This is a genomic window from Methylibium rhizosphaerae (assembly GCF_006386545.1).
GTDB classification, from domain to species: domain Bacteria; phylum Pseudomonadota; class Gammaproteobacteria; order Burkholderiales; family Burkholderiaceae_C; genus Pseudorivibacter; species Pseudorivibacter rhizosphaerae.
This window is the reverse complement of the sequence record NZ_SWAR01000013.1, coordinates 98,980-123,090: the sequence shown is the minus strand read 5'-3', so window position 1 is coordinate 123,090 and position 24,111 is coordinate 98,980. Positions and strand designations below refer to the sequence as shown.

Genomic DNA, 24,111 nt, shown 5'->3' with positions numbered 1-24,111 from the left:
GTGCTCACGGGCAATGCGCTGGACGACGGCAACGGCAGCACGAACAACTACACCTACGTGTACCTGTACAAGCCGAGCGACGCGACGCAGAGCAACCACGTGGGGTACACCTACTTCACCACCAGCCAGGCCGGCAGCACCTTCGACGTGACGCTGCCGGAGACGGGTGCCTACACCGTGTACGTGAACCCGGCGATCCTCGACAAGGGCACGCTCGGGCTGCAGGTGAAAAAGAAGTGAGCGGCATCAAGCTGCGAGGGAGAGACATCATGAAGAACCCATACCGCGCCGTGCGGGCCTTGACGCTCACTGCGGCCTGCCTGCTGCTCGCTTGGCCCGCGCTCGATCAACAGGCACAGGCGCAGGCTCAACCTCAAGCGAAAACCTCCCTGCCGGTCAAGGCCGCCACGGGGCTGGCCCCGTCGGCTTCTGCCGGGCAAAGCGCCACCCAGCTGGCCGACGGCAGCTGGCTGTTGACCGGCGGTGAGGGCACCGGCAGCGCATCGCTCGGCCATGCCTGGATCGTCAAGCCCGACGGCGTGAAGCTGCCCCTGCCGCAAGGCCTGCAGCGGCCGCGCTCCGGCCACTCGGCCACCCTGCTGGCCGATGGACGCGTGCTCGTGCTGGGCGGCACCGGGGCCGACGGCGACGTGGTGGCACAAGCCGAAGTGTTCGATCCCACGACAGGACAGTTCGCCCTGCTTCCGACCCCGGGCCTGCTCGCGCGGGCACAGCACAGCGCCACCCTGCTCGGCGACGGCCGCGTGCTGCTGGCAGGCGGCCTGGACGGGCGCGGCCGCGCCCTGGATGCGGCCGAACTCTGGAACCCCGCCACCGGCCAGGTCGAGCGCTTCAACGCGCGGCTGAGCCAGCCGCGCTTCAGGCAGAACGCCAGCCTGACGCCCGAGGACGCTGTGCTGTTGTGGGGCGGAAGCACAGCCGACAAGCAGCCCGCCGGACATGCCGAGCTCTTTGATGCCAACACGCAGCGCTTCCGCAGCCTGAACGCTGCGCAGGCCAAGGCCCTGGAAAGCGGGCTCGAAGGCAGCCAGGCGCCGGCCGTGCAGGCCAGCCGCCCGCAGACGCAGGAGCGCAACGTGGCGGGGCAGGGCCCGCTGATGGTCCGCTTCAACAAGCGGCTGTCGGTGGCCAGCCTGAACGCGCAGAGCGTCACCCTGATCGGGCCGAACGGCGCCGAGACCGTGAAGGTGGTGGCGGCCGAGCAGGGCCTGCTGCTCTTCGTATGGCCCAGCCAGCAGCTGCTGCCGGCGAGCCGCTACACGCTGTTCATCAACGGTGCGCAGGACAAGGCGCAGCAGCGCCTGCCCCTCACGGCCATCGGGTTCGACACCGCGGCACTGGGCAGTGCAGGCAGTGCCACGCTGGTCCATGGTGGCGCGGCGGCGGCGCCCAACGGGCGCGATCCGCGCACCGCGGCGCCGCAGGTCGACCCCAAGGCACTGGCCGCCATGCAGGCCGACGACGAACTCTTCGTGCCCGATGCGACGCATCGCAAGGGCAACTGGGTCAGCGGCAAGGCCGGGCGCGCGGCGCAATACAAGCCCAAGCGACCCGAGGTGCACAAGGTGCTCTACGGCAGCCAGGAGTGGGAAGAAGGACTGCTCGATCGCAAGTGGCAGGCTCTGGGAGTGAGCCGCAAGGCTGGCGAGGAGCAGGCGGCTGCGGGCAAGCTCAAGACGCGTGCGCGCCTCGGCTGGGGTGACGTGCATGCGCAGACCACGCAGGAGGTGAAAGCCGCTGCGGCCTATGCCAAGGCGGGCGCCGCAGCTGCCGGCACCACGGCGTTGGCCGGCCAGGTGCTGCGCCTGAACGGCAAGCCGTTGGCCAACGTCACGCTCAGCATCAACGGCATCAGCGCCAAGACCGACGAGCAAGGCGAGTTCCTGCTCGCGGGCATCCCGGCCGGCAGCCAGTTGCTGCACATCGACGGTCGCAGCGCCAACCGGCGCGATGCCACCTACGGCGTCTTCGAATACAGGCTCGACCTGCAGGCCGGGCAGACCAACACGCTGCCCTTCGTGGTGTGGATGCCCAAGCTGGACACCCGCCATGCAGTCAAGATCGACTCGCCCACCAAGACCGACGTCACGCTCACCCACCCGCTGCTGCCCGGCTTCGAAGTCACGCTACCGGCCGGCACCGTGATCCGCGACGTGGACGGCAAGATCGTCACCGAAGTGAGCATCACGCCGCTGCCGGTGGACCAGACCCCGTTCCCGATGCCCTACTTCGGCGTGCCGCTGTACTACACGCTGCAGCCCGGCGGCGCGGTGATCCAGGGCGTGGACGGCAAGCCGCGCGCGGCCACCGTGCGCTACCCCAACTACACCGGCTTCGGCCCCGGTGCGCCGATGCGCCTGTTCGACTACGACCCCAAGGGTCGCGGCTGGTACGAGTACGCCGTGGCACGCGTGAGCGCCGACGGGCAGCGCGTCGAGTCGGATCGTACCTTCCAGATCTACCAGTTCGGCGCGACCAGTGCATCCTCGGGCGGCCCTGACGGCGGTGGTGGCGGCGGCGACGGTTGCGGCGGCGGCGACGGTGGAGACGGTGGCGGAGACGGTGGCTGGGGCAACAGCTCGGACGCCGGCGGCGGCGTGTGCGGGGGCGACCCGGTCGACCTGAGCACCGGCCACTTCGTGCACATCGAACGCGACCTGTTCATCGCCGACACCGTGCCCATCGACATCCGGCGTACCTACCGCACGATGGACAACTCAGGCGGCAGTGCGCAATACGCGCGTGCCTTCGGCGTGGGCGCCACCCACCCGTACGAGATGTACCTGTACCTGCCGGCGCCCACCTACTCGGAGATCCAGCTGGTCATGCCCAACGGGCGCAAGATCCGCTTCCCCAACGTCAACGGCACCGCCTGCTGCTACGTCTCGCAGGTGTTCCAGAACACCGACGCCACGGGCGCCTTCCACCGCGCCTACTTCAAGCACTCCAGCGCTGAAGGAGCGTTGATCCTCTACTTCAAGGACGGGCGGCGTTGGGCCTTCCCCAACTACACCGCCCGACTCAAGTGGATGGAGGATGCCAACGGCAACCGCCTGACCGTCGAGCGGCCGGCGAACAATGCTTACGCCAGCCGCGTGGTCAGCCCCAGCGGACGCACGGTGAGCTTCACCTACAACACGAACGGCTTCATCAGCCAGATCACCGACCAGATCGGCCGCAGCTTCAGCTACACCTACGACAGCGGCGGCCGGCTCACCGAGGTGACCGACCCCCACAACCAGAAGCGCATCTACACCTGGGACACGACGAACAACCGTGTCACGTCCATCAAGGACCCCAACGGCCACACGCGTGTGGCGAATGAATACGAGGGGGTGCGGGTCAAGAAACAGACACTCGCCGACGGCAGCACCTTCGAGTACGCCTACCTGATCGACATTGGCGGCAGGCTGGTGCGAACCGACGTGAAGGACCGTCGAGGCAGCGTGCGCCGCGTGGAGTTCGATACCTCCGGGCTGGTCGCCAAGAACACCTTCCCGCTCGGCCAGCCCGAAGAGCAGGTGACCACCTATGAGGTGGCCAACGGCCTGACCCTGTCGATGACCGATGCGCTCAACCGCAAGACGGCCTACGAGTACGACGGCGCCGGCAACCCGACCAAGATCACGCGCCTGGCCGGCACCGCCAACGCGGTGAGCGCGTCGATGACGTGGGACGCCACGCTGGGCCGCCCGCTCACGATGACGAACGCCAACGGCCGCACCACCACGCTGGCCTATGACCTCAAGGGCAACCTCACCAAGGTGACCGACCCGCTGGGCAACGCCACCAGCTTCGGCTACGACCCCCAGGGCAAGCGGGTGAGCGTGACCAACCCGCTGGGCAAGCAGACCACGCTCGGCTATGACGGGCCGGACCTCACCAGCGTGACCGACCCGCTGGGCCGGCAGGTGCAGCTCTTCACCGACACCGTGGGCCGCCAGCTGGCCGCAACCGATGCGCTGGGCAACCGCACCACCCAGGAATGGGACAGCCTGAACCGCCTCACCCGCATCACCGACGCGCTGGGCCAGGCCATCCAGTTCAGCTACGACGCCAACGGCAACGTGCTGACCCAGGTCGACCAGAAGGGCAACACCACCGGCCACACCTACAACGCGGTCGGCCAGCGCGCCAGCACCACCGACGCGCTGCTCAAGGCAGAAACCTTCCAGTACGAGCCGGGCGGCAAGCCGCGCCTGCGCATCGACCGCAAGGGCCAGCTCAGTGCAGTGAGCTACGACGCGGCAGGGCGTGCCAAGCGCATCGGCTTCGGCGCCAGCGCGGCGTTGCCCACCGCCTTCAAGAGCGTGGTCGAACTCACCTGGGACAAGGGCAACCGGCTCACGCAGATCGTTGACAAGACCTGCGCCAACCCGACCACCAGCCTCGACTGCGCCAGCGTGGCGGCCAGCCAGGTCATCACGCGCAGCTACGACGGGCTCGACCGCATGACGCAGGAGGTCACCCCGCAAGGCGAGGTGAACTACACCTACGACGCGGCAGGCCGCCGCACCAGCATGGTGGTGAAAAACGGCACGCCCGGGGCGCAGACCGCGCAGCCCACCATCACCTACGGCTGGGACAACGCAGACCGGCTCACGAGCATCGCCCAGGCCGCTGGCAGCGCCAACAACAACGTGGCGCAGGTCGTCACGCTGGCCTACGACGCCGCCGGCCGGCGCACGCAAACCACGCTGCCCAACGGCAGCACCGAGGCCTACACCTACGACTTTGCCGACCAGCTCACCGCCATCACCTACAAGAAGGCCGATGGCACGCTGATCGGCGACCTGACCTACACCTACGACGCCAACGGCCGCCGCACCGGCGCCGGCGGCAGTCTGGCGCGGCTGGAGCTGCCGCCGGCCGACGTGACCGATGCCGCCTACGACGTCAACAACCGGCTGCGGCAATGGGCCGGCAGGAGCTACAGCTACGACGACAACGGCAACCTCATCGCCGACGGCGTGAGCGCCTACCAGTGGGACGAGCGCAACCAGCTCAAGGGCATCAGCACCGGCGCGAGCGCCATGGCGGCCTTCCAGTACGACAGCCAGGGGCGCAGGAGCGGCAAGACGATCAACGGCGCCACCACCGGCTACGTGTACGACGGCGACAACTTCGTGCAGGAGCTGCTGGGCACCAGCAACACCGCGGGCGTGAAGGCGCAGCTCATCACCGGCGGCATCGACCAGACCTTCGCCAGGCTCAAGGACGGGCAGGTGCACAGCTTCCTCACCGACGGCAACAACAACACCGTTCGGCTCACGGACCAGAACCAGGCCAAGGTGGTGGACTACCGCTACGAGCCCTACGGCGCGACCACCAGCGACAACCCGGCGGCCAGCAACAGCCAGCAGTACACCGGGCGGGAGAACGACAACCCGGGCAACAGCCAGGGGCTGTACTACTACCGGGCGAGGTACTACATGCCCGGGTGCATGCGGTTCATCAGCGAGGATCCGATTGGCTGGGCTTCTGGACAGACCAACAGCTACGCATACGTTGGAGGTAGACCTGTAGATCACATCGATCCAAGCGGGCAAGCGGGATTGGTGGGTGGACTGATCACGATTGCAGGTGCTGTTTATGCAGGGTATCAAGGCTGGCAGTCGTACATGGACTACATGGATCAGGAGTGCGCAATCCAGCGTGAATATGACAACAGGCGGGCGGATGAAGATACGTACACGCCTGCGCAAGAAGTCGCCAGGCGAGCCGAACAGATCTCCAACGGGGTCGAGCGATTCGGTCCGTTCGTCATTCGACCGGCCATCGGCATTGCGGTTGCAGCGGCTGGTGGTGGAGTGCAGGGTGCCATAGCCGGTGCGGTTGGCGCAGGCATTGGGGTATACGTTGCTAGGGAAAGCAGAGGAACGGCATGTCGATGACTACCCATCGAGTCAGCGAGAAGCGGCGTGAGACGTGGCTACTGGCGGGGCTGATCGCTGCGTCTCTCGCTTGTGGGGTTGTCTTTGGCTATGCGTTTTTCAGTTCTGGCGAGGGAGGGCGATCAGAAGGCTTTGTGACGCAGATATTTCCCTACGCCAAGGGGCTTGGACTCAGCCTACTCATGATTGGAATCGGAGGAGGCGCCGGTATAGCGGTTCGACTGATTGCAAGCTTGCTGCGCGGCAAGGATCTAAATGAGCGAAGGGAAGACGTCATTGGCTTGGTGTTTTGTGTGATCGCTATCCCAACTGGTGTCGCGTTGTTCTATATCACTCGCTGATCAGTTCCGCTGCTGGATCAGGGGATCGGCGTTGGCGGAGAGGCGCTCAGCGCGAGCAACGGTCTCGCTTGTTTCTCAAGAAGTCCTATGGCGCGTCGCGCGTTGTAGAGACGAAGGCGCTGGAAGGCGCAGCAATGCCAGCTCTGGTGGTCTACCCCGAGCGGCGAACCCACCAACACCCTGACCGGGTGTAGGTCACACCTGTTGTTGTCGTGAATCGAATTGCTGAGTGTTTGTTGCTTGGACTGCTACTTGCGGTCACGACAGTGGAGGCAGGATCGGACTCCCAACTCCTGTTGTCAGCTGATCTTGGCCAACGCCTCTTTTCCGACTCCCGCTTCAGTGCGAACACCAAGGTTTCCTGTGCTTCGTGCCACCGCCCCGAACTTGCCTTCACCGATGGGCTCCCGAAAGCCGCCGGTGTCTCCGCCAAGCAGGGCACCCGCAACACCCCCAGTCTCCTCGACGTCGCCGACCAACGCACCCTCTTCTGGGACGGCCGCCGCAACACCCTGGAAGAACAAGCCACCGACCCCTTGTTCAACCCCATCGAGCACGGCCTGCGCGACGAAGCCCATCTCCTGTCGCTGCTGCGCGCCGACCCTCACTACCCGCAAGCCTTCCGCGCCGCCTTCGGCGTCGAGGGCTCCGACATCCGCCTGGAGCACGTTGCCCGTGCGCTGGCCGCCTTCCAGCGCACGCTGGTCTCCGGACCTGCACCTTTCGACCGCCACCTGCAGAACGATCCCTCGGCCATGAGCCCGGCCGCCCGCCGCGGCTGGGAGCTGTTTTCGCAACGCGCGCAGTGCACGCGCTGCCATGTGGCCGAAGGCCCGCGCCCGCTTTTCACCGACCACGGCTTCCACTCGCTGGCCATCGGCCTGCGCCGCATCGAGCGCAAGCTGCCCGAGCTGACGCAGCGTCTGGTGGCACTGCACCGCGATGGCCGTGTCTTCGACCACGAGGCGCTGGCCGATGCCGATATCGCCGAACTCGGGCGCTTCGCCTTCACGCTCGACCCGGCCGACATCGGCAAGTTCAAGACACCCGGCCTACGCAACGTGGCGCTCACCGCGCCCTACATGCACGACGGCAGTGTGGCCACGCTCGAAGAGGCGGTCGACCTGGAGCTCTATTACCGCGGCGCCCAGGACGGCCGCCCGCTGATCCTCACGCCGCAGGAGCGTGACGACCTCGTCGCCTTCCTGAAGGCGCTGACCAGCGATTCACCCACGCCGGCCTCGCCGGCAGGTTCGCATTGACTCCCACACAGCAGATCCAGCTCGACATCACACACAGGAGGACCTCTTGACCATGAACCACCACAAGAACAAGCTGCCCAGCCTCGTTGCGCGCTGCGCTGCCGCGCTGCTGGCGTTGCATGCCGCGGCCGCCGAAGCCGGCGGCGCGCAGACCGAGCCGCTCACGCAAGCCACGCAGGCCACAGCCCAGGCCGCTTCGGGAAGTACCGACCGCATCATCGTGCGCTACCGCGAGTCATCGCCGGGGCTCCAGGCGTCCAAGCCTTCCGCAACGCTTGCCGCGCGGCTCGTGCAGGAAGCTTCCAATCGACGCGGCCTGATCGCACGGCACGTGCGCAACACCGGCCAGGGCGCCCAGGTTTGGGCGCTCGACCGGCGCATGAGCGCTGAAGAAGCGCAGGCGCTCGCCCGGCAGATCGTCGCGGCCGACCCGGAAGTCGAGTACGCAGAGCCGGACCGCATCATGACGCCGATGCTCGCGCCCAACGACCCGCTGTACCTGAGCCAGTGGCACTACTACGAAGCCGCAGCTGGCATCAACCTGCCGGGTGCCTGGGACCGCAGCACCGGCTCCGGCGTGGTGGTGGCGGTGGTCGATACGGGGCACCGGCCGCATGCGGACCTGGCTGCAAACCTGTTGCCCGGCTATGACTTCATCAGCGATGTCGCCAACGCGAAGGACGGCAACGGCCGCGACGCCGATGCATCGGACCCGGGCGACGCAGTCGGGCCGGGCGTGTGCTCCCTGTATCCGGACGGCAAGAGCAGCTCCTGGCACGGCACGCACGTGGCCGGCACCATCGCCGCCGTCACGAACAATGCGCTCGGCGTCGCCGGCGTGGCCTATGGCGCGAAGATCCTCCCGGTGCGTGCACTGGGGCGTTGCGGCGGCTATGAGTCCGACATCGCCGACAGCATCCTCTGGGCCTCGGGCGCCACGGTCGCCGGCGCGCCGGCGAACCCCTACCCGGCCCGGGTCATCAACCTCTCGCTGGGCGGAGGCGGCGCCTGCAGCAACACCTATGGCAACGCCATTGCCACGGCCCGCAGCCGCGGCGCCGTCGTGGTCGCGGCGGCCGGCAACTCGAACAAGGACGTCTCGGGCGTGGCCCCGGCCAACTGCCCGGGCGTGGTCGCCGTCGCGGCGCTGAGCCGCTCGGGGGGCAAGGCGTCGTTCTCGAACTACGGCTCGCTGGTGTCTCTGGCGGCGCCTGGTGAATCCATCCTTTCCACGCTCAACACCGGGGCCGATGCTCCGGGCGCCGACAACTACGCGTACTACCAGGGCACGTCGATGGCAGCGCCCCATGTGGCGGGTGTGGCCGCCCTGATGCTGGCCAGGAACCCGGGCCTGGCGTCCGAAGACGTGGCGCGACAGCTCAAGCACAGCGCCAGGGCCTTCGCGGTGGCGTGTACCGGTTGCGGAACCGGTGTCGTGGACGCGTCTTCCGCGGTGACGGCCGCCGAAGGCGCTGCAGCTCCCTCGGTGAGCATCACGCCGGCCAACATCTACAAGAGCCGTTCGGGCGCGGGTGGGGTGAGCGCCAGCGCGACCGCGGTGATCCAGAACGGCCGGGCTCCTTTCACCTACCAGTGGACGTCTTCCAATGCGACCTTCACGGTCGTCAACGCGACCTTGAGCACGGCGGCCTTCAACACGACGCTCGAAGCCTGCTCCGGCGCCATCACGACCGCCACGGTCACGGTGAGCGACGCCTACGGTCGAACGGCCACCGCGTCGGCCAGGGTCCAGGTCAGCTCTTCGGCCGGCGGCGGAATGCTGTGCCCCTGAAGGGGGGTGGGCCGAGGCGGCCCGATCAATACAATCGCGCGGTTCAGGGCGCGGCGGCGACGAGGGGGGGCGAATGAACGCAAGAAGGTCTGGCAAGGCCGTCCATACCGGCAGCTCCAGCAGCTCCAGCGGGTTCACCTTGCTGGAGCTTCTGGTGGTCATGGTCATCATCGGCCTGCTCGCCGCCTACGTGGGCCCGCGCTACTTCTCCCAGGTCGGCAAGTCCGAGCAGAGCGTGGCCAAGGCCCAGGTCGAGGCTTTCAGCAAGGCGCTCGACGCATATCGCCTCGATGTCGGCCGCTACCCCACCAGCGAGGAGGGCCTGGCCGCACTGGTGCAGCGCCCCGGCGCCGAGGGCAAGTGGAACGGTCCCTATCTGCAGAAGAGCGTGCCGCCCGACCCTTGGGGCCGCGCCTATGTCTATCGCATGCCCGGCGGCAACCAGCGCGACTTCGAGGTCGTTTCCCTGGGCAAGGACGGTCAGCCTGGCGGCAGCGGCGACGCAGCCGATGTGACCTCGTTCTGACCAGGCAGGCCCATGCAGTTCCGGGCGAGGGTGGTCGACGGCCAGCAGCGGCTGCGTACCGTGGAGTTGGAGGCGCTCGATGCGGATGACGCGCGCCGGCAGCTCGCGGCGCAGGAGCTGCGCGCGTTGTCGCTGTCCGGTGTGCGGTCATTCGGCCGCCGTTCGAGCGGTGGCACCAGGTTTCCGCTGACGCTGTTCGCCCAGGAGCTGCTGGCCCTGCTGGAAGCCGGCCTCAGCGTGATCGAAGCCGTCGAGGCGCTGATCGAGAAGGACACCGCCAGCACGACGCGGCTCGTGCTCACCCGCCTGCTGGCCGACCTGCGCGACGGCCAGCGTCTGTCAGCCGCACTGACGCGGCAGCCGGGCAGCTTTGCGCCGCTGTTCGTCGGCATGGTGCAGTCGGCCGAGGGCACGAGCAACCTCCACGAAGCGCTGTCGCGCTACATCGACTACCGGCTGCGCGTGGAGGCGGTGCGCAGCCGCATCATCAGTGCCGCCATCTACCCGGTGATCCTGATGGTGGTGGGCGGGGCCGTGAGCCTGTTTCTGCTGGGCTACGTGGTGCCGAGGTTCGCCTCGGTGTACCAGGACGGCGGTCGCACGCTGCCGTGGGCCTCGCAGCTGCTGCTCGGCTGGGGGCAATTGCTGTCACAGCACGGTTGGGCCGTGGCGGCAGTATTCGGCGCCCTCGCGCTGCTGCTGGCCGGCACATTGCGGGGCGCACGTGCGGCCGGCGCATGGCGGGCGCTGCTGGTGCGCTGGCCCTGGTTCGGCGAGCGCGTGCGGCTGATCGAGCTGTCGCGGCTGTACCTCACGCTGGGCCTGCTGCTCGAAGGCGGCCTGCCCATCCTGCAGGTGCTGACGCTCGCCGAGTCGGTGGGCTCGGCGGCCACGCAGCGCAGCCTGCGGCGCGTGCGCGCCGTCATCGCCGAGGGCGTGCCCTTGTCCGAGGCGCTCGAGCGGGAGGCGCTGGCCACGCCCATTGCCACCCGGCTGCTGCGGGTGGGCGAGGCCTCGGGCCAGCTGGGGACGATGCTGCGGCGCACGGCCTTGTTCTACGAAGGCGAGACCAGCCGCTGGATCGAACGCTTCACCAAGGCTTTCGAGCCGGCGCTCATGGCCGCGATCGGGCTGGTGATCGGCCTCATCGTCCTGCTGCTCTACATGCCCATCTTCGACCTGGCAGGCACCCTGCAATGAGCGGCGGCCTCCACGACCTCACAGCCGCCGGACTGCGTGCCGCAAGGCAAGCCGGCGGTGCTGCCTGGATCGCCAGGCTCGCCGAGCAAGGCGGCCATGCAGAAGACGAGATCGTGGCGGCGCTGGGAGCCGCCACCGGCCTGCCGGTGGCCGGCATGGCGGAGCTGCGCACCTGGCTGCCGGTGTTCGACCGCATCAGCCTCGTGAAGGCGCAGGCGCGCCACTGCCTGCTCATGAAGTCCTCGTCCGGCGAAGCGCAGGCAGACATTGCAGTGCTCGTGGACCCGTGGGCCGACGACACCTGGACCTGGCTGGAGTCGTGCGCACAGCGGCCGCTGCGCTTCTGGATTGCCAGCCCGTCGAATCTGCATGCAATGCTGTCCCGGCACGAGGCCGCCGCGCGAGCCACCGACGCCATCGTGTCGCTGCGGCAGGAGCAGGCGCAGGAAGCCGGCGTCGACGAAGTGCTGACGCTGGAATCGGCGAGCCAGGCCTCGAGCCCGGCGGTGCAACTGGTGAACTCGGCGCTGTACGACGCGCTCAAGCTCGGGGCCAGCGACATCCACATGGAATCCACGGCCGACGGGCTGGCCGTGAAGTACCGCATCGACGGCGTGCTCGATGCGGTCACGCAGGTGTCCAACGTGGCGCTGGCCGAGCAGATCATCTCGCGGCTGAAGGTGCTGGCCGAGCTCGACATTGCCGAACGCCGCGTGCCGCAGGATGGCAGCTTCCGCGTCCATGCGCAGGGCCGGCAGGTGGACTTGCGCCTGTCCATCATGCCCAGCGTGCACGGCGAGGACGCGGTGGTGCGGGTGCTCGACAAGCAGGCCATGGTGCGGCACCACGGGCGCCTCACGCTCGATGCACTTGGCCTGGACTCCCGCACCGTGGGCCAGCTGCGCGACCTGGTGGAAGCGGCCTACGGCATGGTGCTGGTCACCGGGCCCACCGGCTCGGGCAAGACCACGACGCTGTACGCGGCGCTGAGCGAGATGAACACCGGGCGCGACAAGATCATCACGATCGAGGACCCGGTGGAGTACCAGATCGCTGGCATCCTGCAGATCCCGGTGAACGACAAGAAGGGCCTCACGTTCGCGCGCGGGCTGCGCTCGATCCTGCGTCACGACCCGGACCGCATCATGGTGGGCGAGATCCGCGACCGCGAGACGGCGGAAATCGCGGTGCAGTCGGCGCTGACGGGCCACCTGGTGCTGTCGACCGTCCATGCGAACAACGTGTTCGACGTGTTCGGCCGCTTCACCCACATGGGGCTGGACCCTTACGCGCTGGCGTCCGCACTCAACGGCGTGTGGGCGCAGCGGCTGGTGCGCATCAACTGCACCGAGTGCAGCGAACCCGACGAGCCAACCGAGGTACTGCTCGCCAAATGCGGCCTCACTCGCGAGCGCGTGGGCGGCTTCCAGTTCCGCAAGGGGCGGGGCTGTGGTCATTGCCGCGGTAGCGGCTACCGCGGCCGCCGGGCGGTGGCCGAGTTCCTGCGCCTCACCGATGGCTTGCGCGAGCTGGTGGCGTCGCGGCAATCGGTCGGCAGCTTGCGCGAGGCTGCGCGCTCGCAGGGCACGCGAAGCCTCTTCGACGCCGGGCTCGATCTGGTGGCCCGTGGCGAGACAACGCTGGAGGAGGTGCGCCGTGTCACTCTTTCGACGTGAAGTCGCGGGCCTTGGCTGCGACATGACTTCGGCGCCGGCGCCGGCGCTGGCGCTTGCGCGCCCCGACCCAGGCGGCAAGCCGGTTTCCGTGGTGGAAACCGGCAATGCTGCTTCGCTGCAGGCGTTGCTGGCCGGGGGATCGCGCAAGCCGACGCATGTCCGCTGTTCCGTGGCTGGCGGTTGCTCGCGGTGGTGGTCGGTCGACGTGCCGCAGCAGGCGGCATCGCTGCGGGAGGTGAGGCAGTACGCCGCACTCAAGTTCGAGGAGCTGTTCGGCGAGCCCGCCGACACCTGGGTCATCCGCGCAGACTGGCGCCTCGACGCAGCCAGCGTCTGCTGTGCAGTGCCCCGAGTGCTGATCGACGCATGCAACGAATTCGCTGCATCGAACTCGCTGCGCGTCGTCGATGTGCGGCCGGCGGAGCTGCGGCTGCTGGAGAGGCTGAAGACCCTGCCGGGACTGCGCGCCGCGCGTCATGTACGGGTCGTGGTGATGCTGGATCGGGCCACTGCCTGGTGGTGCGAACCAGGTGTCGGGGCCGTACGCGCGAGTTCGCTGCGCGTGGATCCTCTGGACCCGTGGCCGCGCGTGGTGCAGGAGGTCCAGCGGGCGCGGGCGGTGCTCCCTGGCCGGGAGGACGACGCACTCGACGTGCATTGGTGCAGCGCCGCTGTGCCAGCCCCCCCTGGAGTGCCGGGCCTGCGCTGGACGCAGCACGCGCTGCCCGTGCCGCTGCCGACCGCGCAGGAGCGCTGGGATGGAATCACTCTTGCGGCCGCAGTGGGGTGTCTGCCATGAGGACCTCGGGGCGCAGCTTCGATTTCCGTGACACCTCGTGGCCCTGGCTGTTCGGTGCCACAGCCGGCCCGCGCAGCCGCGCCGCCATGGCGCTGTTGTCGATGGCGCTGCTCGGCTGGCTGGGCTGGAGTGTGGGAGGGCTCGTTCAGGCACGTGAGTCCGTGCAGGCGGCACGGGAGCGCCTGGCGGAGCAGCAGGCACAGCGCGAACAACGCCAGCTCGCGGCCAACAGGGCCGAGACGGCGCTGTCACCCCGCCAGAGGCACGAGCTCGAGCGCATCGTGGCGCGGCTCGACATCCCATGGCCCTTGATGCTCGACGATCTCGAGCGGCTCACGCCGCGCAGCGTCGCCGTGCTGCAGGTGGAGCCCGACACCGAAGCACGGCGCCTGAAGCTGGTGGTGGAGGTTAGGGCTGCGGGTGATGTGTTCGCCTACATCGAGGCACTCAGGCGAGCGCGCAGCCTGCGGCAGCCGCGCATCGTCAAGCAGGAGGACAACACGCAAGCCCAGCCTGGGCAGCCGCGCACCACACGATTCGTCCTGCAGGCCGAGATCGAAGGCGCTGTGGTGTACGGTGAGGCCGCGTCGCGCGCACAGGCTCACGTGAGGCAGCCCAGCAGGGAGGCACGCCCATGAACGGCGCCGGCATCTTCGCGCGAGTCCGGCTGCGTCTGGGCGTCCTGGCCTGGAGGCACGGGGCCGCCTGGGGGGCGGTGGCCTTGCTTGCCATGGTTGCCGCTGGCGTGGAGCTCGCGCGGCGAGAAGTCTCGCGAGCCGTGCCGGATGTCCCGCCGCAGGTCACGGCCGAGCGCGGCATCGACCCGGCGCCGCCGGGCGAAAGCGAAAACACTCGCTCCGTGTTCCCGTCGGCCGATGTGACGCAGGAGCTTGTTGCCGCACTGCTTCGGCTCGCCGCTGCGCAAGGCTTGCAGATCGACCAGGCGGAGTACCAGTACCAGCGCAGCGGCCATGGCTGGCTTGAGATGCGCATGACGGTTCCGCTGCGGGGCAGCTACCCCGCAGCGCGCGGGCTGGTCGAGGGACTCCTGCGGCGCCATCCGAACGTTGCGCTCGAGGGCCTGTCGCTCAAGCGTGAAAGCGCGGCGTCCTCCGAAGTGCTGGTGGTGGTGCGGTTCACCGCATGGTTCGAAGAGGAAGCCGCAGATCGGAGGTTGCGATGAACCGCTGGTGGATCCTGGGACCCGCCTTGCTTGCGTCGGCGGCGCTGGTGCTGTTCGGCGAACCGCCCGCTGGTGACGGGTCGGTTGTCCAGGCCGAAGCTCGGCCACGGCTGCCTGGCGCGCCGGCTTCGATCGTTGCGGCGGTTGCCGCGCCTGCTCCTCGGAGTGCGCCGCTGCCTCGCGCGTTGCTCTATCCGGAGCGCCGAGGGAACGTGGCGAGTGCCGACCTGTTTGCGCAGCGGAGCTGGATCGATGCACCGGCGGTCGCCGCCGGTGCATCGGCACCGGGCCGCGAGGTGCCGCCGTTTCCGTTTGCCGTGGTCGGCCGCAAGCGCGAGGGCGACCGCTGGGAGGTCTACCTGACCCGCGAGGAGTACGCCTACGTCGTGAAGGAGGGCGACGTGATCGAAAGCGACTATCGCGTCGACCGGATCACGGGCTCCACCGTCACCGTGACCTACCTGCCATTGCAGCACGAGTACGTCGTCGAGCTGGGCGCCACAGAGTTGTAGATCGGAGAAGAAGCTTGTCTGCCAGAAGAGTCGGGAAACAAGTGGGGCTGGGTCGTTTCTGGCGCTCAGCGGTTTGCTTGCTTGCGGCCGCGATGCTGGCTGGCTGCGCGGCGCAGCAGGCCTATCGTGATGCGCGCGAGATGCTTGCGAGGGACCAGGCACGTCAGGCCCTCGTCCGCCTGGAAGAAGCGGTTCGGCTGGATCCGGGGTCGGCCGAGTACCGGGTCGAGTACCTGCGCACCCGCGACAGGCTCGTTTCCGAACTGCTGGCGCAGGGTGCGCAGGCGCGCGCGGCCCGGCAGTTCGACCCTGCCGAGCGGGCATACCGACAGGCACTCGAACTGCATCCGACCAGCGAGCTTGCCGTGGCGGGGCTCAAGGGGGTCGAGCGTGAGAGGCGCTGGGACGCAACGCTGGCACGTGCCCGCCAGCATGCGGAACGCAAGGATGCCGAGGCCGCACGTTCGCTGCTGCGAGTGTTGCTCCTCGAAAGCCCGGGATACCCGGGGGCTGCGGAGTTGCTGCGTGAACTCGAGCGCAGCGGCGAGGGCAGGAACCCCGCACTCGCATTGGCCACGGCCTATCGCAAGCCGATCTCCATCGAGTTCAAGGACGTGGCGATCAAGACTGTGTTCGAGCTCATCGCCAGGAGCTCGGGCCTGAATTTCCTGTTCGACAAGGACGTACGCACCGACCAGCGGACGTCGATCTACCTGCGCGGCAGTACCGTCGAGGCAGCCGTGAGCCGCCTGCTCATCGCCAACCAGCTCGAGCAACGCGTGCTCGACGACAACACCGTGCTGATCTATCCAGACACGCCCGCGAAGCAGAAGGACTACCAGCTGCTCAGCGTGAAGAGCTTCTATCTCAGCAATGGCGAGGCCAAGAGCGTGGCCAACACGCTGAAGACCATCCTGAAGGCGAAGGACGTGGTGGTCGATGAGCGTCTGAACCTGATCGTGCTGCGTGACACACCTGACGCGATCCGGCTGGCAGAGAAGCTGGTGGCGTTGCACGACATCCCTGAGCCGGAGGTGATGCTCGATGTGGAAGTGCTGGAAGTGAAGCGCTCGCGCCTGCTCGACCTGGGCGTTCGCTGGCCGGAGCAGGTGTCACTCAGTGCGCTGACCTCCACCACCGGCGCGCAGCTGACCTTGAACGACTTCCGGAATCTGAAGGCCGGCACGGTGGGGGTGACCGTGAATCCGATGACGGCCACGGCTCGCAACACGGAGTCCGACGCGAACATCCTTGCCAATCCGCGCATCCGCGCCAAGAGCCGCGAAAAGGCCCGTGTGCTGATCGGCGACCGTGTGCCCAACATCACCACCACCTCAACCTCCACCGGCTTCATTTCCGATTCGGTCAACTACATCGACGTGGGCCTGAAGCTGGAGGTCGAGCCCGTCATCCACCCGGGCAGCGAGGTGTCGATCAAGCTGTCGCTCGAGGTCAGCAATCTGGTGAGCCAGGTGCAGACCAAGTCCGGGACGCTGGCCTACCAGATCGGCACCCGCAGCGCCACCACCGTCCTGCGGCTGCGTGACGGCGAAAACCAGGTGCTCGCCGGCCTCATCAACGACGAGGACCGTCGCATTGCCAACAAGTTGCCCGCGCTGGGCAGCATTCCGGTGGCAGGCAGGCTGTTCGGCGGGCAATCCGACGAGGCGGTCAAGACGGAGATCGTCCTGTCGATCACTCCGAGGGTGCTGCGCAACGTGGAACGGCCGGATGCGTCGGCGCTCGAGTTCGAGTCAGGCACCGAGGCCGGCCTGAGAAGCCGTGGCGGCGAGGTTGCCGGTGCTGCTGCTCCGACCACGCCGGCCGAAGTCGGCGGCAACGCAACGACGACGGCACCCGCCCCGGCCATGCCGCAAGCCGCAGGCAGCACCCCGAACCTTCCGGCCGGCAACAACAACACCCCTGTCGAACCTGGGGGCGGCGTCGCGCCCGTCGCGGGCGACTTGAGCCTGCGCTTTCGCGGCCCGGTCCAGGTCAGATCGGGCCAATTGTTCAGCGTCGATCTGATGATCGACGACGCGAAGAAGGGTCTGCTCAGCCTGCCGCTGGCGCTCGGTTTCGACCCGGCAGCCGTGCAGGTCATGTCAGTGGAGCAGGGCGACTTCATGAAGCAAGGCGGCGTGTCGGCCACCATGGAAAGTCGCATCGATCCCGACGGCCAGGTGCTCGTGACGATGCAGCGTGCCGGATCGGTCGGCGCCATGGGTTCCGAGCGGGCGTTGACGCTGTCGATGAAGGCACTCACGCCGAACAGGACGGCCTCCGTGCGCGTCCTGACGGTGGCCCCCCGCGGTGAAGGGGCTGCCAACCTCGATGCCGCGCCGCCGCCGGCGTTGCAGATTGCGATCACACCGTAGGTCCGACATGTTCGCAACTGCCGGGCGCGGGTTCACGCTCATCGAATTGCTCATCACGCTGGCCGTGCTGGGAGTGCTGGCGATGCTCGTGGTGCCGATGGCCCAGGTCTCGGCACAGCGCAGCAAGGAGAACGACTTGCGTCTGGCGCTGCGCGAGATACGGGGGGCCATCGATGCCTACAAGCGGGCCAGCGACGAAGGCCGTATCCGCAAGGAGATCGGTGCCACCGGCTATCCGGCGGACCTGGACAGCCTGGTGCGGGGTCACGAGGACCTGCGAGATCCCGAGCGGCGCAGGATCTACTTCCTTCGCCGCCTTCCGCGCGACCCGCTGGCCAGCGACAGCGCGGTGCCGGCCGATCAGACCTGGGGTAAGCGCTCCTATGCCAGCGAGCCGGACAACCCAACGGACGGCGACGACGTGTTCGACGTCTATTCGAAGTCGGCCGGCACGGGCCTCAATGGCGTGCCCTACCAGCAATGGTGAAGAACACTGGCATGTGCTCAAAGGGGCGCGGGTTCACGCTCATCGAACTGCTGGTGGTGCTGGCCATCCTGGCACTCCTGCTGACGTTGGCGGTGCCCCGCTACTTCCACAGCGTGGATGCGTCTCGCGAGGCCGTCTTGAAGGAGAACCTCCACCGAGTGCGCGACACCCTGGACAAGTTCCGAGGCGATATCGGGCGGTATCCCGAGTCGTTGGCTGAACTCGTCGAGAAGGGGTACCTCAGGGCGCTGCCGATGGACCCGATGACGGAGTCGGCCGGTACGTGGGAGGTCATCGCACCGCCTGACGGCTCGGAGGGAGCCGTCTACGACATCCGGTCCGGCGCTGTCGGCGCGGGGCGCGAAGGGCGGCCGTATCGTGAGTGGTAGGAAGCCTGCTCCCAGCCGCACGCAGCAAGGCTTCGCCTATCTGGCGCTGATGATCGCGGTTGCGGTCATCGGCATCACGGCAGCCAACGCCGTGCAAGTCGGGGCTCGCCTGACGCAGCATGGCGCGGAACAGGAGCTTCTTGCCATCGGCGAGGAGTTTCAGCTGGCCTTGCGCCGCTACGCTGCCGCGACGCCCCAGGGCGCGGCGCGTGCTCCAGCCTCCATGGAGGAACTGCTGCGTGATCCACGCTACCCCGGTGTCGTCAGGCACTTGCGCCGCTACCGTGCCGATCCGCTCACGGGCCGGCTGGATTGGACGCTGGTGCGCGATGGGACGGGTCGTATCGTCGGCATCCACAGCAGTTCCTCACGCAGGCCGCTCAAGGTGACCGGTTTTCCGCCGGCTGTGCGGCACCTGGAAGGGGAGAAGAGCTCGTACAGGGAGTGGGTCTTCTGGGGCGCGGTGCCGCCGAGATGATGCGGGGACGGGTTGCTGCTCCTGGTGCACCTACCACTTGCAGCCGCCGTCCTTCTTCAGCGCATCGGCGGCCAGCGGTACCACGGCCAGCAGGCCCATGTTGCTGTGAGCATTGCGGCAGTCGGGCTTGGCGGACTTCTCGATGTCTTCGGCGAGCTTGGACTTGCGCTCGGGCGGGGGCGGCATCAATGACAACGCGCCGCGAGGCTCCTGGGCGACGGCGGGGCCGCGGCCGTAGCGGGAGCGGGGCAATTCCAGGTTGAGTGGAGGCGGCTCGCCGGCACCGGCGGGCGCGGGTGCAGGTGCGGCTGGGGCGCTGCGCGAAGGCGTGGAGGATTCGCGGCTGCCCGCACCTGAAGTGTTCGACTCTCCGGTGGCGGGCGCGGCCGCCGACGGGCGTGAGGGCGCCGGCGTGGGCGTGGATTGCGACTGACTGGCCGTGTCGCGGGGCGGGCGCGTGGGCGCTGCCGGTTCCGGGGTGGGCACGGGCTCGCGCTGGTCTGGCGTGGCCAGTTCGGTGGCAGGAGGGCGGGTGGGCGGTGGCGTGGCGGCAGGCGGCAACGCGGCCGCAGGCGTGGGCTCGGGCGCAGGCGTTGCACGAGCGGGCGGTGCCGCGAGCGGATCAGGTGTTGGGCTGGGCCGAGCCGGCGGCGGCTCGGGCGTGGGAGCCGGGATCGGAGTGGGGGTCGGCGTCAGCGTCGGAGTCGGCGTAGGCGTAGGCGTAGGCGTAGGCGTAGGCGTAGGCGCAGGTGTCACCGTGGGCGTTGTCGCCGCGGCGATCTCTGGCTCCTGCGGCGGCGGTGTCGGTGTCGGTGTCGCCCGGGGGGCGCTGGCCGGCTGCGGCAGTGCCGGCGCAACGGCCTTGTCGCTTCGTGTCAGGACCTGCGGTGTTTCGGTGGCGCGGGGCGTGGTTGCTGCTGCCGGCGTGGGCTGCGGCCTGGACACGGCGATCGTTGCGCGCGGAGCCGACTCGGTGGCCACCGGCCGTGGTGGCACGACCGGCATGTCGCGCAGCGTGACGGTGAGGCGGCCGTCCTTCTCTCGCGCCGGGCTGCTGCCCTGTCCGACGTCGGTGCCCACCACCGCCACCACCAGCGCATGCAGCAGCAGCGACAGCACAACGCACTGCCTGAGCGCGCGGCGCTCCGCAGTGTCCAGGGTTCTCGGCAGGCGAACGTAGGGCAGGCTGTCGGTGCTCACGAGGGCGGTGGCCGCGGCGTCGAGCGATGGCCGCATTGTGGGCCACGTGTTGCGCTCGACGGCGCGTTGGCCGTCGCCGCCTTCAGCCCGTCACAGCCGCCGCCATGTCGTCGCGCGAGAGCCTGAAGGCGCCCATCAGCTGGACCAGCTGGCGAGCCTGGTCCTTCAGGCTTTGGGCGGCAGCGGCCGACTCTTCCACCAGCGCGGCGTTCTGCTGGGTCATCTGGTCGAGGTGGGTCACGGCGCTGTTGACCTGGCCGATGCCGTCGCTCTGCTCGGAGGCGGCGGCGGTGATCTCGCCGATGATGTCGTTCACCCGCTTCACGCTCGCGACGATGTCGACCATGGTGCTGCCGGCCGTCTGCACCAGCGCGCTGCCGGTTTCCACCCGCTCGACCGAGCTGCCGATCAGGCTCTTGATTTCCTTGGCGGCTTCGGCGCTGCGCTGCGCCAGGCTGCGCACTTCGCTGGCCACCACCGCGAAGCCGCGGCCCTGTTCGCCGGCACGGGCGGCTTCCACCGCGGCGTTGAGCGCCAGGATGTTGGTCTGGAAGGCGATGCCGTCGATCACCCCGATGATGTCGGCGATCTTCTTCGAGCTCGCGTTGATCTCGTCCATTGTCGAGACCACCTTGGCCACCACCGCGCCGCCCTTGGCCGCCACTTCGGAAGCCGAGCTGGCCAGCTGATTGGCCTGGCGCGCCGCATCGGCGCTCTGGCGCACCGTGCCGGTCAGCTGTTCCATCGAGCTGGCGGTCTGCTGCAGGCTGCTCGCGGCCTGCTCGGTGCGGCTGGACAGGTCCTGGTTGCCGGTGGCGATCTCGGTGCTCGCGTTGGTGATGTTGTCGGTGGACTGCTGCACCTGGGCCACGATGTCGCGCAGGCTGGACTGCATCGACAGCAGCGAACGCAGCAGCTCGGCCGCTTCGTCGTGGCCTTCGATCTGCACCGCGCTGCTGAGGTCGCCCCCGGCGATGCGGGCCGCCAGGGCCTTGGCCTGGTCGATCGGCTCGCAGATCGAGCGCTGCGTGAGCCACAGCACCAGGGCCACCAGTACGACGGCGGCCACGCCGAGCACGCCGCTGAGGGTGCCTTGCACGTTGCCGCTGCGCTTCACCTCGGCACGGGTGGCGGCCATGGCTTCCTTGGCCTGCTGTGCCAGCGCATCCATGCTCTTGTCGGCGGCGGCCAGGTGGGGCGCGGCCTTGGCGGCGTAGGCAGAGGCGACGCTCACGTCCATGGTGGCGGCCGCGAGCTGCTGCGCGATCGGGGCGATGACCTTTTCATACTCGGCCAGTGCGGCAGCGCCGGCCTTGGCCTGCTCGCTGCCGATGGCGCCCAGGCCCTGGACCAGGTCCTTCAGCTCCTTCTTCCACAGCCCGCCGAATCGGTCGACCTCCAGCGTGTTGTTGGCGTTGAGCATCATGCTCATCTCGTACTCGTGCAGCTGGCCGAGCGAGGTGCGCAGTGTGGCTGCCTGGGCCGCGGCCTGCTGTTCGGTGTCGAGCACCCTCTCGAGCGCGGCCAGCGAACTGCGATGCGCCAGCTGCGTCCAGGCCGCGAGGCCCAGCGTCAGCACGGCAATGAAGGCCACGCAGGCATGCAAGCGATGGCGGATGGACAGGCGCCTCAACAGGTTTTTCATGATCGTGGTCCTTCGGCTGACTGTGTTCATGCGGCCCGCGGTTGCGTGCCGAGCCTGAAATCACTCAAGACCTGTGCCAATCGCCTGGCCTGGTCCTTCAGGGTTTCGGTGGCCGTGATGGATTGCTCGGCCAGCGCCGAGTTCTGCTGCGTCATGTCGTCCAGGCGGTTCACCGCGGTCACCACCTGGCCGATGCCGTCGTGCTGTTCGGACGCCGCCGTCGAGATTTCGCCGATCACCTCGGTGACGCGGCGCACCGACTCGACGATCTGCCCCATGGCGGCGCCCGCCTCGCGCACCAGGCGGGCGCCCGACTCGGTCTTCTCGACGCTCGTGCCGATGAGCGCCTTGATCTCGTGCGCAGCCTGGGCGCTGCGCTGTGCCAGCGTGCGCACTTCGCCGGCCACCACCGCGAAGCCGCGGCCCTGTTCGCCGGCACGGGCGGCTTCCACCGCGGCATTGAGCGCCAGGATGTTGGTCTGGAAGGCGATGCCGTCGATCACGCCGATGATGTCGGCGATCCGCTTCGAGCTGGCGCTGATCTCTTCCATCGTCGCGACCACCTGATCCACCACCGCGCCGCCCTGCGTGGCGGCTGCCGAAGCGGAGCCGGCGAGCTGGTTGGCCGAGTGCGCCGCGTCGACGGTCTGCTTGACCGTGCCGTTCAGCTCTTCCATCGAACTGGCCGTCTGCTGCAGGCTGCTGGCGGCGGCTTCGGTGCGTTCGCTCAGGTGGCGATTGCCGGCGGCCAGTTCGCCGGAGCAGGCCACCACATGCTGCGTGTTCTGCAGCGCGGTGCCGATGAGCCCGGCCAGGCTCGCACGCATGCGTTCCATCGAGCCGGCAATGCTGTCGGCGTGCGGCGTGGCGATGGGGGAGGTGAGGTCGCCGCCGGCCATGGCCGCCGAGCGGGCGGCCAGCTCCTGCGGCTCGGCGCCGATGCTGCGCAGCACGGTGCGGCGCGCCAGCAGCGTGAGGCCGCCCAGCAGCAGCGCGCCGAGCAGTGTCATCGCCGCGGCCAGCCATTGCGACCCCTGCTGCACCCGCGCGAACTGCTGCATCGCGGCTTCGGCAAAGACGCCGGAGGCCTTCACCGTGTCGTCAACGCCCTTGCGATGGGCCAGGTAGAGCGTGTGCACCTCGCCGAGCGCTGCCTTGGCCGCTTCGGCGTCGCCGCGGGCGGCGGCGGCCAGCACCTTGGCCTTGGCATCGGCCAGGAACCTGAGCCCGGCCTCGTGCTGGGCACCGAGCAGCTCGCGCTCCAGCCCGTAGGGCGGGTTCTGCTGCCAGTACTGCACGCGAGCGAGGTATTCCTTCTCCAGCCGCTCCAGTTCGGCCGTGGCGCCGGCCAGCGGCATGCTGCCTTCGATCAGCTGCGACAACACCAGCCGCGCCTCGATGAGGTACAGCGGGGGCGGCAGGATGTCGGCCGTCACGTCCTTGGCCACCAGTGCGCGCTGCGTGCTCGCGTCGAGCTGCCTCGCGCTCCACAGCGTGGTGATCCCCAGGCACAAGGTGGTGCCGATGCTGCAGGCCAGCAGCAGCGAAAGTGCGGTACGAAGCTTCACGTTCTTGTTCCTCTTGTGAAGCGATCGCATACATGGGGCGTTGGCGGGCTCTGGAAGGCGCCCCCGCTGCGATCAGCTGACCAAACGGAAGGGGTTGCGGCCTCGGCCGGCAGCTTGATGCGCGCCGCCCGCTTTCGGCGACGAGCGCATCACGGGTCAGATCGCTTCGATCAGACCCATCTCGTCGCTGCTCATCAGCGCCTCGATGTCGGTGAGGATCAGCATGCGTTCGCCGACGTTGGCAATGCCGGTGATGTAGCTCGTGTCCACCGCGGCGCTGATGTCGGGCGCCGGCTTCACCAGGTCGCCGGAAAGCTCCATCACGTCGCTCACCGAGTCGACCACGGCGCCCAGCACGCGGCCCTTCACGTTGAGCACGATCACGACGGTGAAGCTGTTGAACTCGACGCTTTCGCAGCCGAACTTCACCCGCAGGTCGACGATCGGCACGATCACGCCGCGCAGGTTGACCACGCCTTTGAGGAAGGCCGGCGCATTGGCGATGCGGGTGGGCTGCTCGTAGGAGCGGATTTCCTGCACCCGCAGGATGTCGATGCCGTATTCCTCGGCACCGAGTCGAAAGGTCAGGAACTCGCCGGCGACGCCGGCCTGCGGCACGGTGGCAGCGGCCTGCGCTCGAGACGACTCGTGGCGGGCGACGTGGGCGGCATCGTTCATGTTCATGGCGTGGACCTCTCTGGATGTACGGGTGCTGTTGGCCGGGCCGCAGCACTCTGCCGCCCTGTAACGGTTTATCGGT

The 24,111-nt window shown here is 68.4% G+C and carries 20 protein-coding genes; 16 read left to right on the top strand and 4 right to left on the bottom strand.

Annotated elements, in window-relative coordinates; translation table 11 throughout:
• The 16 genes from E8D38_RS28285 to E8D38_RS12005 form a co-directional block, all read left to right on the top strand.
• A partial coding sequence (locus tag E8D38_RS28285) for a hypothetical protein (protein WP_181179081.1) occupies nucleotides 1-240 on the top strand: 240 nt, incomplete at its 5' end.
• A 29-nt stretch (nucleotides 241-269) separates the two neighbouring features.
• Nucleotides 270-5,915, top strand: coding sequence for an RHS repeat-associated core domain-containing protein (locus E8D38_RS12075; protein WP_140630132.1), 5,646 nt, complete (start codon nucleotides 270-272; stop codon nucleotides 5,913-5,915).
• Nucleotides 5,906-6,256, top strand: a complete 351-nt coding sequence (locus E8D38_RS12070; protein WP_140630129.1) for a hypothetical protein — start codon at nucleotides 5,906-5,908, stop codon at nucleotides 6,254-6,256. Before E8D38_RS12075 ends, E8D38_RS12070 begins: the two co-directional genes overlap by 10 nt.
• Before the next feature lie 212 nt (nucleotides 6,257-6,468).
• A complete protein-coding gene (locus tag E8D38_RS12065; protein WP_140630124.1) occupies nucleotides 6,469-7,518 on the top strand; it encodes a cytochrome c peroxidase in 1,050 nt (349 codons plus the stop codon).
• Between the two features lie 52 nt (nucleotides 7,519-7,570).
• On the top strand, nucleotides 7,571-9,310 hold the full coding sequence (locus tag E8D38_RS12060; RefSeq protein WP_140630121.1) for a S8 family peptidase: 1,740 nt from the start codon (nucleotides 7,571-7,573) through the stop codon (nucleotides 9,308-9,310).
• A gap of 73 nt (nucleotides 9,311-9,383) precedes the next feature.
• Nucleotides 9,384-9,836, top strand: coding sequence for a type II secretion system major pseudopilin GspG (gene gspG / locus E8D38_RS12055; protein WP_140630118.1), 453 nt, complete (start codon nucleotides 9,384-9,386; stop codon nucleotides 9,834-9,836).
• Between the two features lie 12 nt (nucleotides 9,837-9,848).
• Nucleotides 9,849-11,036, top strand: a complete 1,188-nt coding sequence (locus tag E8D38_RS12050; RefSeq protein WP_140630115.1) for a type II secretion system F family protein — start codon at nucleotides 9,849-9,851, stop codon at nucleotides 11,034-11,036.
• Nucleotides 11,033-12,712 (top strand): GspE/PulE family protein, encoded by a 1,680-nt coding sequence (locus E8D38_RS12045; RefSeq protein ID WP_140630109.1) that lies wholly within the window; start codon nucleotides 11,033-11,035, stop codon nucleotides 12,710-12,712. The genes E8D38_RS12050 and E8D38_RS12045 overlap by 4 nt, the downstream gene beginning before the upstream one ends.
• Nucleotides 12,693-13,511: a hypothetical protein gene (locus E8D38_RS12040; RefSeq protein WP_140630104.1), complete on the top strand. Its 819-nt coding sequence runs from the start codon at nucleotides 12,693-12,695 to the stop codon at nucleotides 13,509-13,511. Before E8D38_RS12045 ends, E8D38_RS12040 begins: the two co-directional genes overlap by 20 nt.
• Nucleotides 13,508-14,149, top strand: coding sequence for a hypothetical protein (locus tag E8D38_RS12035; protein ID WP_140630095.1), 642 nt, complete (start codon nucleotides 13,508-13,510; stop codon nucleotides 14,147-14,149). The genes E8D38_RS12040 and E8D38_RS12035 overlap by 4 nt, the downstream gene beginning before the upstream one ends.
• On the top strand, nucleotides 14,146-14,694 hold the full coding sequence (locus tag E8D38_RS12030) for a hypothetical protein (protein ID WP_140630092.1): 549 nt from the start codon (nucleotides 14,146-14,148) through the stop codon (nucleotides 14,692-14,694). Before E8D38_RS12035 ends, E8D38_RS12030 begins: the two co-directional genes overlap by 4 nt.
• A complete protein-coding gene (locus tag E8D38_RS12025) occupies nucleotides 14,691-15,206 on the top strand; it encodes a hypothetical protein (RefSeq protein WP_140630089.1) in 516 nt (171 codons plus the stop codon). Before E8D38_RS12030 ends, E8D38_RS12025 begins: the two co-directional genes overlap by 4 nt.
• A 92-nt stretch (nucleotides 15,207-15,298) precedes the next feature.
• Nucleotides 15,299-17,584 carry a secretin N-terminal domain-containing protein gene (locus tag E8D38_RS12020; protein WP_140630086.1) on the top strand — a complete coding sequence of 762 codons (2,286 nt, stop codon included), beginning with the start codon at nucleotides 15,299-15,301 and terminating at the stop codon, nucleotides 17,582-17,584.
• 7 nt (nucleotides 17,585-17,591) lie between these two features.
• Entirely contained in the window at nucleotides 17,592-18,071 is a 480-nt protein-coding gene (locus E8D38_RS12015) for a type II secretion system protein (RefSeq protein WP_140630083.1), read from the top strand.
• Nucleotides 18,065-18,460 carry a prepilin-type N-terminal cleavage/methylation domain-containing protein gene (locus E8D38_RS12010; protein WP_140630079.1) on the top strand — a complete coding sequence of 132 codons (396 nt, stop codon included), beginning with the start codon at nucleotides 18,065-18,067 and terminating at the stop codon, nucleotides 18,458-18,460. Before E8D38_RS12015 ends, E8D38_RS12010 begins: the two co-directional genes overlap by 7 nt.
• Nucleotides 18,450-18,938: a type II secretion system protein gene (locus E8D38_RS12005; protein WP_140630072.1), complete on the top strand. Its 489-nt coding sequence runs from the start codon at nucleotides 18,450-18,452 to the stop codon at nucleotides 18,936-18,938. The genes E8D38_RS12010 and E8D38_RS12005 overlap by 11 nt, the downstream gene beginning before the upstream one ends.
• A gap of 30 nt (nucleotides 18,939-18,968) precedes the next feature.
• Here E8D38_RS12005 and E8D38_RS28280 read toward each other — a convergent pair whose 3' ends face one another.
• The 4 genes from E8D38_RS28280 to E8D38_RS11985 form a co-directional block, all read right to left on the bottom strand.
• Nucleotides 18,969-20,174: a hypothetical protein gene (locus E8D38_RS28280; protein ID WP_181179085.1), complete on the bottom strand. Its 1,206-nt coding sequence runs from the start codon at nucleotides 20,172-20,174 to the stop codon at nucleotides 18,969-18,971.
• 46 nt (nucleotides 20,175-20,220) lie between these two features.
• Entirely contained in the window at nucleotides 20,221-21,783 is a 1,563-nt protein-coding gene (locus E8D38_RS29320) for a methyl-accepting chemotaxis protein (RefSeq protein ID WP_140630069.1), read from the bottom strand.
• Between the two features lie 26 nt (nucleotides 21,784-21,809).
• Nucleotides 21,810-23,351, bottom strand: a complete 1,542-nt coding sequence (locus tag E8D38_RS29315) for a methyl-accepting chemotaxis protein (protein ID WP_281286104.1) — start codon at nucleotides 23,349-23,351, stop codon at nucleotides 21,810-21,812.
• A gap of 156 nt (nucleotides 23,352-23,507) precedes the next feature.
• A complete protein-coding gene (locus E8D38_RS11985; protein ID WP_140630065.1) occupies nucleotides 23,508-24,035 on the bottom strand; it encodes a chemotaxis protein CheW in 528 nt (175 codons plus the stop codon).
• Nucleotides 24,036-24,111: the final 76 nt, after the last annotated feature.

Excerpts from the sequence above, each read along its gene's own strand:
- E8D38_RS12075 (WP_140630132.1), top strand. The coding sequence starts at position 270 with ATGAAGAACCCATACCGCGCCGTGCGGGCCTTGACGCTCACTGCGGCC.
- E8D38_RS12070 (WP_140630129.1), top strand. The coding sequence starts at position 5,906 with ATGTCGATGACTACCCATCGAGTCAGCGAGAAGCGGCGTGAGACGTGG.
- E8D38_RS12060 (WP_140630121.1), top strand. The coding sequence starts at position 7,571 with ATGAACCACCACAAGAACAAGCTGCCCAGCCTCGTTGCGCGCTGCGCT.
- gspG (WP_140630118.1), top strand. The coding sequence starts at position 9,384 with ATGAACGCAAGAAGGTCTGGCAAGGCCGTCCATACCGGCAGCTCCAGC.
- E8D38_RS12050 (WP_140630115.1), top strand. The coding sequence starts at position 9,849 with ATGCAGTTCCGGGCGAGGGTGGTCGACGGCCAGCAGCGGCTGCGTACC.
- E8D38_RS12045 (WP_140630109.1), top strand. The coding sequence starts at position 11,033 with ATGAGCGGCGGCCTCCACGACCTCACAGCCGCCGGACTGCGTGCCGCA.
- E8D38_RS12035 (WP_140630095.1), top strand. The coding sequence starts at position 13,508 with ATGAGGACCTCGGGGCGCAGCTTCGATTTCCGTGACACCTCGTGGCCC.
- E8D38_RS12030 (WP_140630092.1), top strand. The coding sequence starts at position 14,146 with ATGAACGGCGCCGGCATCTTCGCGCGAGTCCGGCTGCGTCTGGGCGTC.
- E8D38_RS12025 (WP_140630089.1), top strand. The coding sequence starts at position 14,691 with ATGAACCGCTGGTGGATCCTGGGACCCGCCTTGCTTGCGTCGGCGGCG.
- E8D38_RS12020 (WP_140630086.1), top strand. The coding sequence starts at position 15,299 with ATGCTGGCTGGCTGCGCGGCGCAGCAGGCCTATCGTGATGCGCGCGAG.
- E8D38_RS12015 (WP_140630083.1), top strand. The coding sequence starts at position 17,592 with ATGTTCGCAACTGCCGGGCGCGGGTTCACGCTCATCGAATTGCTCATC.
- E8D38_RS12010 (WP_140630079.1), top strand. The coding sequence starts at position 18,065 with ATGGTGAAGAACACTGGCATGTGCTCAAAGGGGCGCGGGTTCACGCTC.
- E8D38_RS28280 (WP_181179085.1), bottom strand. The coding sequence starts at position 20,174 with ATGCGGCCATCGCTCGACGCCGCGGCCACCGCCCTCGTGAGCACCGAC.
- E8D38_RS29320 (WP_140630069.1), bottom strand. The coding sequence starts at position 21,783 with ATGAAAAACCTGTTGAGGCGCCTGTCCATCCGCCATCGCTTGCATGCC.
- E8D38_RS11985 (WP_140630065.1), bottom strand. The coding sequence starts at position 24,035 with ATGAACATGAACGATGCCGCCCACGTCGCCCGCCACGAGTCGTCTCGA.